This window comes from Lysinibacillus sp. RC46 (assembly GCF_041262385.1).
Lineage (GTDB): Bacteria > Bacillota > Bacilli > Bacillales_A > Planococcaceae > Lysinibacillus.
The window spans coordinates 36,188-49,137 of sequence record NZ_JBGCCF010000003.1 but is presented as its reverse complement, the minus strand read 5'-3'; the positions used below and the strand labels follow the sequence as shown (position 1 = coordinate 49,137).

The window sequence follows — 12,950 nt, the reverse complement described above, 5'->3', positions numbered from 1 at the left end:
TTTTATGGAGGAAAATAGATAGAAGAGTCAAAGAGCCAAAGAGCCACATCGAACCACCAAATTTAAGAGGAAATGATGAAAAAAATACCAGAGAGATGAATAGAACGGTACATAGCGCGCTCGTTTATGGATATGATATGATATAATGGCATTTTTCGTGTATAATAGCGAAAGACAAGAAGTTGGAAGGATGAAGTACAGATGACGAAACCAGTAGTAGCCATCGTAGGTCGTCCGAACGTAGGTAAGTCGACGATTTTTAATCGTATCGTTGGAGAACGTGTATCGATTGTGGAAGACATTCCAGGAGTTACACGCGACCGTATTTATAGTTCGGCAGAGTGGTTAGCACATGATTTTAATATTATTGATACAGGTGGTATTGAGATTGGGGACGAACCGTTTTTAGAACAAATTCGTCAACAAGCAGAGATTGCCATTGATGAGGCGGACGTTATTGTCTTTATGACAAATGGCCGTGAAGGTGTAACAGCTGCTGATGAGCAAGTAGCAAAAATTTTATACAAAACAAAAAAACCGGTCGTTTTAGCAGTGAATAAAATTGATAACCCGGACATGCGTGAGATGATTTATGATTTCTATGCGCTTGGCTTTGGTGAACCTTGGCCAATTTCTGGTTCTCACGGCTTAGGCTTAGGGGATTTATTGGATGAATGTGCAAAACATTTCCCTAAGGAAGATGAAGATCAATATGGGGACGAAGTTATTAAATTCTCGTTAATTGGTCGTCCAAATGTGGGGAAATCTTCGTTAGTAAATGCATTTTTAGGCCAAGACCGCGTAATTGTTAGTAATATAGCGGGTACTACTCGAGATGCTATTGACACGCCTTATGAGTATGATGGACAGGAATATGTCATTATTGATACTGCCGGTATGCGTAAAAAAGGAAAAGTATACGAAACGACAGAGAAATACTCTGTATTGCGTGCGTTACGTGCAATTGAACGCTCTGATGTTGTTTTAGTTGTTCTTAATGCAGAAGAAGGCATCCAAGAGCAAGATAAAAAAATTGCAGGCTATGCGCACGAAGCAGGAAAAGCTATTGTTATTGTTGTTAATAAATGGGATGCTGTTGAAAAAGACGAAAAAACAATGAACGTCTTTACACAACAAATTCGCGAGCATTTCTTATTCTTAGACTACGCACCAATTATTTTTGTTTCGGCCAATACAAAGCAACGTGTACATCAAATTTTACCGATTATACAACGTGTAAGTGAGAACCATGCAATGCGTATTCAATCATCTATCCTTAATGAAGTGATTGAGGATGCAGTGGCACGCAACCCAGCACCAACTGATAAAGGCCGCCGTCTTCGCATCTACTATGCTACCCAAGTTGCGATACAGCCACCTACTTTTGTGGTGTTTGTTAATGAGCCAGAGCTAATGCATTTCTCTTATGAACGATTTTTAGAAAATCGTATTCGAGAAACATTTGATTTTGAAGGAACGCCAATTCGTTTAATTACCCGTGCTCGTGCTTAGGAAAAATATACACATACAATACGCCAACCCGACAATTATTGTTGGGTGGCGTCTTTTTACAAGAGAGGAAAGAATAATTTTTCTAATGTCTACTAATAAGATTGCTTTGAAAGCTTTACTGTTATAAGCCTTTCTCTAGCATTTTTTGTAACTAATAGGAGTGAATTGTCTTTTCAAAACAAGGGAGGTTTTTGAATGGAAAAAGTTTGTGTGTTAGGGGCAGGCTCATGGGGTTCAGCGCTTGCGATGGTGCTTGCAGAAAATGGGCATGATACACTTCTATGGACTCATCGAACAGATCAAGCTGAAGAAATTAACAACCTGCATACAAATAGGAAGTATTTACCTGAAACGGTACTACCGACAAATTTGTATGCGACAAGCGATATTGCTAAGGCAGTTGCTCATTCGGAGACAATTGTCGTAGCCGTGCCTACTAAGGCTATTCGAGAAGTATGTGAAAAAATGATAGCAGAACTCGATAAAAAAGTACTGTTTGTTCATGTTTCGAAGGGGATCGAGCCTGATACATTAAAACGAATTTCAGAAATTCTGGCAGAAAGTCTACCAGCTGAATGTGTAGAAGAGATTGTTGTACTTTCAGGTCCAAGTCATGCAGAGGAAGTTGTCTTACACCACCCGACAACTGTTACAGCCGCTTGTGCAAGCATTGAAGCCGCAGAAAAAGTACAGGATTTATTTATGAATCAATTTTTCCGCGTCTACACAAACAAAGATGTGATTGGCGTAGAAATAGGTGGCGCCTTAAAAAACGTAATCGCATTAGCTGCGGGTATTTCAGACGGCTTAAATTATGGTGATAATGCCAAAGCAGCACTAATTACTCGAGGATTAGCTGAGATTTCACGTCTTGGTGTTAAAATGGGGGGGAATCCATTTACATTCTCAGGACTTACAGGCATGGGAGACTTAATTGTAACATGTACAAGTGTGCACTCTCGTAATTGGCGCGCGGGTAATTTACTGGGGCAAGGAATGAAACTGCCAGAGGTACTAGACCAAATGGGCATGGTTGTTGAAGGGGTTCGCACAACAAAAGCTGCCTATCAACTAGCAGAGAAATATGATGTTGCTATGCCAATAACTACTGAGCTATATAGTGTTCTATTTAGTGATATAGAACCGAAAGTAGCGGTTGATGCATTAATGATGCGTATGAAAAAGCGAGAAATCGATGACATGATATATTGATAATATATATTTGTAGAGTAAAATAGGTAATCATTATACCTGATCTATAAGGTTTGTCATAAAATGGACATAAATAAGGTGTCTCAGTAAATAACTGAGACACCTTATTGTGTGCTTCTAATGGAATAATCTATAAAATTATAAAGGTTGTCCATTTAACTTCTTTCAGCAGATGTCTCCTACCTCAGTAGGTGGTGGTATGATGCGGATTTAAGCTACTTTTCAGAGAGTGTCCAAACACCCGCTGAAAGAAGTTAAAGCCTCCGGCGGATGTCACGGAATCGAAAAGGAGTTCTTTGTGCAAGCACAAAGGCGATTCCGGACGCAATTATGCCGAGGCATAATTGATTGATAGTTATAGGACAACTATTTCTTTTTAGCGAAAGCACATAGTATAATATACTTTGATTGTTTCGAGACGTTAAAGAAAGGTGGTTGTCTTAAATGGGTCCGTTAAAACATTTGCCTGCGCTTGATGTAATGTGGGTATCATTTTATTGTATCGGCTTTATGATTATATCTGTCGGGTTAATTTATTTAGCTCGTAATAAGGTTTCGAACGTTTTTTTACGTACAATCGTAAATTTAATTGCATACATACTGTTTGGACTTGGCACATTTTTAATGGTACTAATTGTAGCAACATGGCCATGATAAAAAATGATGAGGTGGAAGTGACATGAAAAAACTAAGTGCTTTTCTTTTGGTAATCGTAACCGCAGTGCTTCTAGTAGGTTGTGCATATCCAGAGGATGAAAAAAGGGCGAAATTAGTACCTGATGCTGACCAGTTAGCTGCTGTTCAGCGTGCGGTTGATGAATACCGTGAAGCAACTGGAGGCCTAGTTCCAATTAAAAATAGCGAGCTAGATACAGATATATATATAAAATATTTAATTGATTTTGAAAGACTAATGCCTAAATATCTTGCACAAATTCCAGGGAACGCCTATGAAAAGGGTGGGATTTTCCAGTATATTATTTGGGATCCTGAGAATGAAGCTAAAGTAAAATTGGTAGATTTAAATGCGGCAGAGCGAATTCGTGAAATTAATATTCAAAAACTTGCTACCCAATATTTACCGATAAAGGGTGCGACTTCTGATAATGTATATCAAATTAACTTTGAAGAATTGGGCTATAAAACAGATGTAACTGTGAAAAGCCCCTATTCTGGTGCCGAATTACCAATATTTATGACAGGCGATGGTGAAATGCATGTGGACTATTCAATCGATTTGGGTCAACTACTAAAGGAAGACAAGCCTAATGTGAAGCCTGGAGATGATATTCGTCAGCTACTTGTAGATAAATATCCAGTAGTACCAGCTTATTCTTTACCATATACAGTAGATGAAAAAGGTGAGCCAATTTATTTTATGGACGCCTATAATAGTGACGCAAAAAAAGCTAGAGAAAAAGCTAGAGAAAAAGCAATTCAAGAGTCTGAATCCAAAAATAAAAAAGATTAGTTACTAAGCTCCTTACATTTGTGAGGAGCTTTTCATATTTATCTATCAGCTCGCATATAGTGAAAAAGCGTAGATAAAGGAGGCAGAAACCTTGAGTGAAGCAGTATTTAGAGAAATTGCAGAGCGCACAAATGGCGATGTTTATATTGGTGTTGTCGGTCCAGTACGTGTAGGTAAATCAACATTTGTAAAAAAGGTTATGGAAGCGGTCGTGTTACCAAATATTGTGGATGATACAGAAAGAATGCGTGCACAAGACGAGTTGCCACAAAGTTCGCCGGGGCCAGTCATTATGACTGCTGAGCCGAAGTTTGTGCCTGCCCAAGCAACACGTATCGCGGTCGGTGATGATGAAATGTCATTTCAAATTCGTTTAGCAGATTGCGTTGGGTATATCATTGAAGGTACAAAGGGCTATGAGGATGAAAATGGGCCGAAATATGTGCATACACCTTGGCATACAGAGCCTATCCCCTTCCAAGAAGCCGCGAAAATAGGCACAGATAAAGTTATTCGTGACCATGCCAATATTGGAATTGTTGTAACAACAGATGGCACGGTAAATGGTATAAGTCGTCGTGCGGCAGAAAAGGCTGAAGAGGAAATTGTAGAACAATTAATGGATATTGGAAAACCTTTCGTTATTGTATTAAATTGCCAAATGCCAGCACGAGAGGAAACGGTACAGCTTCGAAATGAGTTATTTGAGCGCTATAATGTTCCAGTAATTGCTACTTCAATTGATCAAATGCGTGCATCTGATATTCAGTATATTTTGCAAGAAGCATTATTTGAATTTCCAATTCGAACAATTGAAGTGGAAAAACCAGATTGGTTAGATGTTTTAGATGCAACACACCCATTGAATGTTGCATTAATTGATTCGATGGAAGAAGTGTTGTCATCTATTATGAAAATTAGAGATGTACAGCAGGCATCAGATGCCTTTAAAGCCATTGATTTTATTGACCAGAGTGAAGTGGTGCATGTGGATGCTGGTGTTGGGACCGCAGTTATTCGGGTGTCATTGCAAGGTGAGCTATATAAGTCGGTTTGCAATGAATGGCTAGATGAGCCGATTGAGACGAAGCGAGATTGGCTACTATTTATTAAAGAGGCAGCAGAAGCAAAAGAGGCGCAAAAACGCTTTAAAACTGCTATTAGTGAAGCAGATTCGAAAGGTTATGGCGTAACATTGCCGATGATGCAGGAGTTTGAGCCAACAGCACCAGAGCTCATTAAACAAAATAATTTCTATGGTGTGCGTATGAAGGCAAAAGCGCCATCATACCATATCATTCGTGTAGATATGGAATCAGAATTCGCGCCACTAATTGGCTCTGAATTCCATAGTCAACAATTACTTAAGGATTTAAATCATGCCTATTTACATGATCGTGAAGCTTTATGGAGTACACAACTTTTTGGAACTCCGCTACATGAAGTGTTAAAAGAAGGAATACGCTATAAAATGGATGCCGTTCCAGCGACAGCCAAAAAACGGATGCGACAAACAATTGAACGTATGGTGAATGAAGGGGATAGAGGATTAGTTACATTTATTTTGTAGTGAAAAAATGAAAAATAAAGCACAAAAAATTACTACAGGGCTCTTCGTTTTTATGCGAAAAGTCCTGTTATTTTTGTTTTTTGGGTGAAAAACGCATTTTTTGGTTATAATCATGTATGAATACAGTTGCGTAGCGGTTTTCAATGTGTTAATCTTTTTACAGAATTGGTTCATGACCCTTTGAGAGGAGGTGAATGGTGTGAATAAAACAGAATTAGTAAACTCTGTTGCTGAAGCTGCAGGTCTTTCTAAAAAAGACGCTTCTAAAGCAGTTGAAGCTGTATTTGATACAATTCAAGATGCTCTTGCAAAGGGTGACAAAGTACAATTAATTGGTTTTGGTAACTTTGAAGTACGTGAACGTGCGGCTCGTAAAGGTCGTAACCCACAAACTGGTAAAGAAATCGAAATCGCTGCTAGCAAGGTACCTGCTTTCAAACCAGGTAAAGCGCTTAAAGATGCTGTAAAATAATACACGTCTAGTAGTTACATAGAGCGGTCTTCATGTAAATGACATGGAGGCTGCTCTTTTTAACTTCTTTCAGCGATTCCCGACGCATTGTTTATCTGTGCGAAAGCGAAGCGACAGCAACAATTATACCGAGGTATAATTGATCTTCACTACGAAGAGTTGCGTACATAGCTAAATAAGTTAATGATACATAGAAAGATGCAATAAACATGAGTGTAAGTAACGTAGATAGAATATTATTTGAGGTCCAACACTAAAAGTTGATCCCCAGGAAAAAGCCTAGTCGGAACGGAAATCAACCACACGTTATGACGGTGAGTTATAAAATATGCTCCAAATTAGAAAGCATTAATTGGCTATTTTGCTCATATAGCGATGAATTTCTTTTGAATCAAGTAAGTCGTTTTGCGCTTACCTTTTGGATATGCTACGATGCATAAGGAAATGTGTAATGTATTGATACGCAGGAGGGTTTCACGGATGTCGAATATTGATTTATTGAAAATAGAAGAAGCAGTAAAAATGATTTTAGAGGCGGTAGGCGAAGATGTAAATCGTGAAGGTTTACTCGATACACCGAAACGTGTAGCAAAAATGTATGCGGAAATGTTTAGTGGCTTACATGAAGATGCAAAAGATTATTTTAGAACAGTGTTCCATGAAGACCATGAGGAATTAGTACTTGTAAAGGACATTCCGTTTTATTCGATGTGCGAGCATCATTTAGTTCCTTTTTATGGAAAGGCTCATGTCGCATACATACCAAACGATGGCATTGTTGCTGGACTAAGTAAATTAGGACGTGCAGTAGAAACTATTGCTCGTCGTCCGCAATTACAGGAACGAATTACTTCCACCGTGGCAGAGACAATTATGGAAATGCTCTCTCCAAAAGGTGTTTATGTAGTGATAGAGGCGGAGCATATGTGCATGACTATGCGAGGACTTAAGAAGCCAGGATCTAAAACTGTGACATCGGTTGCTCGTGGTATTTACGAAGAAGATGAAGTAAAACGTAGAGAAGTTTTATCATTTATTCAAATGTCTTAAATTGAGTGTCTAATTATGTTATGATGGACTAAGAATTTGTCGGATTTAAGGAGTGTACAAACAATGGCACAAGATTATATTGTTATTCAAGCAGAGGAAGATGGCGTACATGTAATCGGTTTAACACGAGGTACAGATACAAAGTTCCATCATTCTGAAAAATTAGATGCAGGCGAAGTTATGATTGCTCAATTTACCGAACATACATCTGCCATGAAAATTCGTGGGAAAGCACAGATTCATACAGCACACGGTGTTATAAATAGCGAAGCTAAAAAGTAATAGAACGAAATTACATTCAGAAGTGCTTATGAATGGTTTCATGTTTATTCAAATTAGTAATGGCACATATAAATCGACCAGATGTGTAAAACTAAGTAATGATGTTTTCGATTCGATTCTTATAGAGCGTGTCGAACATCGCTGAAATAGAGGAACTCAGTCTAAGAACACCACGTTCTGTGGCAATTTAGCTGTGCGAAAGCGCAGCGACTGCAGCAACACACGACTGAGTGGTCAACGTGTTGGCCCAAAGCCTCCGGCGGATGTTCTGAATCGGAAAGGAGTTCAATATAGGATGTTAGCCTAAAATCATCGCATCCATGCGATAACGGCTAACTGACCTGCGTCGTGCAGGCCTAAACATAAAGCCGGTTCCGGACGCAATTATGCCGAGGCATAATTGATAGGCAGTTGGATTTCTTCTGTTTTTTAACGGGGAAGCTCTTCTGCCTATCATGTTGAATAAAGCAAAAAATTTTTATTACGAATCGTCGCGTATGCTATAATGACTCAGTAAGCAAGCGTTAGGTCATGAAAAGACTAACGTATTTGAAAGTGAAATGGAGTAAGGTCTATGAATGCAACATACATTCAAAATTCAATTGCACAATTAAAAACAGAGATTTTCATGGATGTTCGTCATAGAACTTTGCAAAAATACACAGGAATGCCTGTGCTCGATGAAAATCAATTATTTTACTTGTTAGTTCCCTTTTTTAATGGGGAAGAGTGGCAACAAAATGAACGAGAAGCTGCAATCACTGTTGGAATTGTGTACGCAGCCTTAGCAGCGCACGATCATATTAAAGAACTAGATGCCACATCAAAAGAACAGCAGCTAACCGTTTTAGCAGGAGACTTTTATAGTGGCCGGTATTATGAGATTTTAGCGATGTCGGGAAATGTCGCATTGATTCGAAATTTGTCACAAGGAATTGTGGCACGTTGTGAACACCAAATTAAAGTATATGAGGCAGAAAAACGATCAATCGAACAATGGTTTGTCTCAATAACTAACATTGAATCAGGATTAATCTCAAAATTTTTTGAGCTCTATTCATTTGGTGATTATATTCCAATTGTGGAGAAGAGCTTATTAATCTTGCGTTTAGAAAGAGAATTGGCGACATATCAACGTGGGCAAGTATCTTTAATGAGTAAAGTTCTTGAAGAAAGCGCGAGATATACTGGAGCGACCTATGGCAACGCCATAAAGGACAAAATTGTGCAATTAAAAACAGAGCTGTTACAGGTGATAGAAAATGCATCGTTTTTACAAGGTGATGTGAAACAAGCTCTACAAGCACGTGTAGAGGCATCCATTGCTTCTACTAATGGATAAGAGAGGTTTTTCAAAATGGCTAAAACGAAAGAAGAGCACGTGCACGAAGTATTTGAAAGTATTTCGGATAACTATGACAAAATGAATGGCGTTATTAGTTTCCAGATGCATGTTGGCTGGCGCAATGATACGATGAAGCACATGGCAGTAAAACCTGGAGCGAAGGCTCTAGATGTTTGCTGTGGTACGGCAGATTGGACAATTGCATTAGCCAATGCAGTTGGTGAAGGCGGAGAAGTAAAAGGGGTAGACTTCAGTAAAAACATGCTGAAGGTTGGCGAGGAAAAGGTAAAGCCATACCCACAAATCGAGCTAATACATGGAAATGCTATGGAGTTACCTTTCCCAGACGATACTTTTGATTATGCAACAATTGGTTTTGGGCTTCGCAATGTACCAGATTATTTACAAGTTTTAAAGGAAATGAATCGTGTTGTAAAACCAGGGGGAATGGTTGTTTGTTTAGAAACATCTCAATCTGAAATTCCAGGCTATCGACAACTATTCCGTTTTTATTTTAAATATATAATGCCGATATTTGGTAAAATATTTGCGAAAAGCTATAAAGAATATTCTTGGCTACAGGAATCAGCAAATGATTTCCCAGGTATGAAGAAATTAGCGGCATTGTTTGAGCAGGCAGGTTTAGAAAAAGTAACGTACAAAGCATACAGTGGCGGTGCTGCGGCAATGCATATGGGCTTAAAAAAAGTACGTTAATGGGGGAAGGTTTTCACACGTGGAAAAGATGAAGTTAAAACTACTCTATTCCGATTTGAAATCAGATATCGATATCATTGAACAAGAATTAGAAAAAGCAGTGAACTCTTCTTCATGTTTGATCAATGATGCTTCTCTCCATTTATTGCAAGCTGGTGGCAAACGGATACGACCAATTTTTGTGTTGCTTGGCGCAAAATTTGGCGAATATGATATCGAAAAGATGAAAGATGTAGCCGTACCAGTAGAGCTTATTCATATGGCATCACTTGTGCACGATGATGTAATTGATGATTCCAATATGCGAAGAGGACGCCCGACGGTCAAATCACAATGGAATAATAGAGTTGCAATGTACACGGGCGATTTTATTTTTGCGCGTGCACTTGAATATATTACAAAGCTTGAAGACCCATTAGTTCATCAAATTTTAGCGCGTACAATGGTTGAAATTTGTAACGGTGAAGTCATTCAAATCGAAGATAAATTTAGATTAGATCAAGGATTAAAAGATTATTTTAGACGAATCAAACGAAAAACGGCCTTACTGATTTCTTCTAGTTGTGAACTTGGTGCAGTGGCAGCAGGTGTCGATCCTAAAACGGTGAGACATTTGAAACGATTTGGCTATTTTGTGGGCATGAGCTTCCAAATTATCGATGATGTTTTAGATATTATGGCAACAGATAAAGAATTAGGGAAGCCAGCAGGTAGTGATTTACTGCAAGGTAATATTACGCTACCGATTCTAATGTTAAAAGATGATCCCGTAATGCAACCTTATCTGGAAAAAGTGTTTGCAGGCACATTGACGGAAACAGAACGTCAAAATATGCTACGGTATGTGCGTAAATCCGACGCGATTGAGCAAGCTAATAAAATGAGTGATAAATATTTGAAAAAGGCATTACAGGAAATAGATGCATTACCAAAACATCCCGTCAAGAAAAAACTTCGTGATGTCGCTTTATTTATGGGTAAGCGTAAATTCTAGCTTTTTGTTGTACAAAGGCTCATTTTTTGTTAATATTTATCGGTAGGTGTAAAACCTGTTATACGAATTTAAGGAGTGTTTTAAACATGGCAATCGAACAAACTTTTTTAATGGTTAAGCCTGATGGCGTAGAACGACAAGTAGTAGGAGATATCGTAGATCGTTTTGAACGTCGCGGTTTTGTATTGAAAGGTGCTAAATTAATGGTAATTCCTACAGAATTAGCAGAAAAGCACTATGCAGAGCATGCTGAGCGTCCATTCTTTGGTGAATTAGTTGATTTCATCACTTCTGGTCCAGTATTCGCTATGGTATGGGAAGGCGAAAACGTAATTAAGCTTGCTCGTACAATGATGGGAGCAACTAAACCTGAAGAATCTAACCCAGGTACAATCCGTGGTGACTATGCAACAACTGTTTCTCACAACATCATTCACGGTTCTGATTCACTAGCTTCTGCTGAGCGTGAAATCGGCTTATTCTTCGGTGAAGATTTAGTTTAATTAGCAAAGTTTAATTTGCAAATAGATTAAGCAATCTCAATTTAATTTGAGATTGCTTTTTTTGTGCTCTAAATGGAGTGAAGGATAGTTTTGTTAAAGTAACAGGTAGAACCCAAGAATTAAAAGTATATCTACTAAAACAGTTGAATAGAATTTTCTAGATACATATAGAATTGTTAAATACTTCTTAGTCATGTAAAATAATAGATATAATATTCTGATAATTAAGGTTTTTAACTTCTTTCAGCAGAAGTCTACCACCTATATAGGCGGTCAGATGAATGCGGTTTTAAGTCACTTTTCAGCGGGTGTCCAAACATCTGTAGCTGTCGCTACGCTTTCGGTACAAAAAACATCCGCTGAAAGAAGTTAAAGCCTCCGGCGGATGTCACGGAATCGGAAAGGAGTTCACATAGGATGTTAGCCTAAGATCATCGCATCCATGCGATAACGGCTAACTGACCTGCATCGGTAAAAACGCCACGTCCTGTGGCATTACCGAAATGACCGACATCGTGCAGGCCTAAGCACTAAGCCGATTCCGGACGCAATTATGCCGAGGCATAATTGATATAGCTTATTATCAAGAATATATTTCATAACATCTAAATACATTGGGTGATAGGAAATGAGAGAGATGACAGTACAAAGGGGATTTTTTTATGAGAGAAGTAGTGATTGTATCAGCTGTTCGTACAGCGGTTGGCAGGAGTAAAGGGGCATTAAGCAATGTTCGAGCAGATGACTTAGCGGCAGATGTTCTGCAAGAAGTAGTGCAACGAGCAGGTATCAATAAGGGTCAGGTGGAGGATGTAATTTTTGGCTGTGTAACGCAAACTGCTGAACAGGGAGCAAATATAGCTCGTACAGCATTATTAATGGCAGGCTTTCCGGAAAGTGTCCCAGGTGTGACAATCGATCGTCAATGCGGCTCAAGTCAGCAAGCTGTACATTTCGCAGCACAGGCTATTTTAGCGGGGGATATGGACATTGTTATTGCTGGTGGGGTTGAAAGCATGACGAGGGTGTCAATGGGTTCTAACATGAAGGGTGCCTATGCAGGTAAACGATTACAAGAAAACTATACGATTATACATCAAGGGTTATCAGCCGAGAAAATAGCGGAAAAATGGAACTTATCAAAAGAACAGCTAAATAACTATGCTTACAATAGTCATAGACGAGCTTTAGCTGCAATTGAGGCAGGCCATTTTAAAAAGGAAATACTGCCTGTCCAAGTTACGCAAGAAGACGGCGCAGTTACAACGTTTTCTGTTGATGAGGGACCTCGGGCAGAAACGACAGTTGATAAATTAAATGGGCTTAAAACTGTATTCCAGGAAGATGGTGTGATTACAGCCGGTAATGCAAGTCAAATGAGTGATGGTGCCTCAGCGGTAGTTATAATGTCTTTAGAAAAAGCACAGGAGCTTGGCATCCAACCGCTTGCTAAAATTGTTACAAGAGTTGTTGTTGGCTCAGATCCGACGTTAATGCTAACTGGTCCAATTGAAGCAACTAGACAAGCACTAGAACGTTCAGGTCTTACGATAGAGGAAATTGATACGTATGAAGTGAATGAGGCTTTTGCGCCAGTACCACTTGTTTGGTTACATGAAATTGGAGCGGATCCAAATAAACTAAATCCAGACGGGGGAGCAATTGCCTTAGGGCATCCATTAGGAGCGTCAGGTACAAAGCTGTTAACAACGATGCTATACAGAATGGAACGAGAAAATTTACGTTATGGCTTACTTGCAATTTGTGAAGGTATGGGAATGGCGAATGCCACTATTATTGAGAAAATGTAAAAGGGGTTGTG

The 12,950-nt window shown here is 38.9% G+C and carries 13 protein-coding genes; all 13 read left to right on the top strand.

Going from position 1 to position 12,950, the window contains the following annotated elements; genetic code table 11:
• Positions 1-201: 201 nt before the first annotated feature.
• The 13 genes from der to ABH966_RS03845 all read left to right on the top strand — a co-directional run bounded on the left by der (position 202) and on the right by ABH966_RS03845 (position 12,939).
• Positions 202-1,512, top strand: coding sequence for a ribosome biogenesis GTPase Der (gene der, locus ABH966_RS03905; protein ID WP_370075925.1), 1,311 nt, complete (start codon positions 202-204; stop codon positions 1,510-1,512).
• A 195-nt stretch (positions 1,513-1,707) separates the two neighbouring features.
• Positions 1,708-2,724: an NAD(P)H-dependent glycerol-3-phosphate dehydrogenase gene (locus ABH966_RS03900; protein ID WP_370075923.1), complete on the top strand. Its 1,017-nt coding sequence runs from the start codon at positions 1,708-1,710 to the stop codon at positions 2,722-2,724.
• A 444-nt stretch (positions 2,725-3,168) separates the two neighbouring features.
• Positions 3,169-3,378, top strand: a complete 210-nt coding sequence (locus ABH966_RS03895; RefSeq protein ID WP_370075921.1) for a DUF2768 domain-containing protein — start codon at positions 3,169-3,171, stop codon at positions 3,376-3,378.
• 25 nt (positions 3,379-3,403) lie between these two features.
• On the top strand, positions 3,404-4,195 hold the full coding sequence (locus ABH966_RS03890; RefSeq protein ID WP_370075919.1) for a hypothetical protein: 792 nt from the start codon (positions 3,404-3,406) through the stop codon (positions 4,193-4,195).
• Positions 4,196-4,286: 91 nt separating this feature from the next.
• Positions 4,287-5,765: a stage IV sporulation protein A gene (gene spoIVA, locus ABH966_RS03885; RefSeq protein WP_370075917.1), complete on the top strand. Its 1,479-nt coding sequence runs from the start codon at positions 4,287-4,289 to the stop codon at positions 5,763-5,765.
• Between the two features lie 199 nt (positions 5,766-5,964).
• On the top strand, positions 5,965-6,237 hold the full coding sequence (locus tag ABH966_RS03880; RefSeq protein ID WP_004232618.1) for an HU family DNA-binding protein: 273 nt from the start codon (positions 5,965-5,967) through the stop codon (positions 6,235-6,237).
• 480 nt (positions 6,238-6,717) lie between these two features.
• Complete coding sequence (folE, locus tag ABH966_RS03875) at positions 6,718-7,287, top strand: GTP cyclohydrolase I FolE (protein ID WP_370075915.1); 570 nt, start codon at positions 6,718-6,720, stop codon at positions 7,285-7,287.
• A 63-nt stretch (positions 7,288-7,350) separates the two neighbouring features.
• The gene (gene mtrB / locus ABH966_RS03870; RefSeq protein ID WP_049666799.1) at positions 7,351-7,569 is read left to right on the top strand and encodes a trp RNA-binding attenuation protein MtrB; all 219 of its coding nucleotides are present in this window, start codon (positions 7,351-7,353) and stop codon (positions 7,567-7,569) included.
• 574 nt (positions 7,570-8,143) lie between these two features.
• Positions 8,144-8,911, top strand: coding sequence for a heptaprenyl diphosphate synthase component 1 (locus ABH966_RS03865; RefSeq protein ID WP_370075913.1), 768 nt, complete (start codon positions 8,144-8,146; stop codon positions 8,909-8,911).
• A 15-nt stretch (positions 8,912-8,926) separates the two neighbouring features.
• A complete protein-coding gene (locus tag ABH966_RS03860) occupies positions 8,927-9,631 on the top strand; it encodes a demethylmenaquinone methyltransferase (RefSeq protein ID WP_370075911.1) in 705 nt (234 codons plus the stop codon).
• Between the two features lie 19 nt (positions 9,632-9,650).
• Positions 9,651-10,625: a heptaprenyl diphosphate synthase component II gene (gene hepT, locus ABH966_RS03855; protein ID WP_370075909.1), complete on the top strand. Its 975-nt coding sequence runs from the start codon at positions 9,651-9,653 to the stop codon at positions 10,623-10,625.
• Positions 10,626-10,711: 86 nt separating this feature from the next.
• Entirely contained in the window at positions 10,712-11,128 is a 417-nt protein-coding gene (gene ndk / locus ABH966_RS03850) for a nucleoside-diphosphate kinase (RefSeq protein ID WP_053482577.1), read from the top strand.
• A 662-nt stretch (positions 11,129-11,790) separates the two neighbouring features.
• Complete coding sequence (locus ABH966_RS03845) at positions 11,791-12,939, top strand: thiolase family protein (RefSeq protein WP_370075907.1); 1,149 nt, start codon at positions 11,791-11,793, stop codon at positions 12,937-12,939.
• Positions 12,940-12,950: the final 11 nt, after the last annotated feature.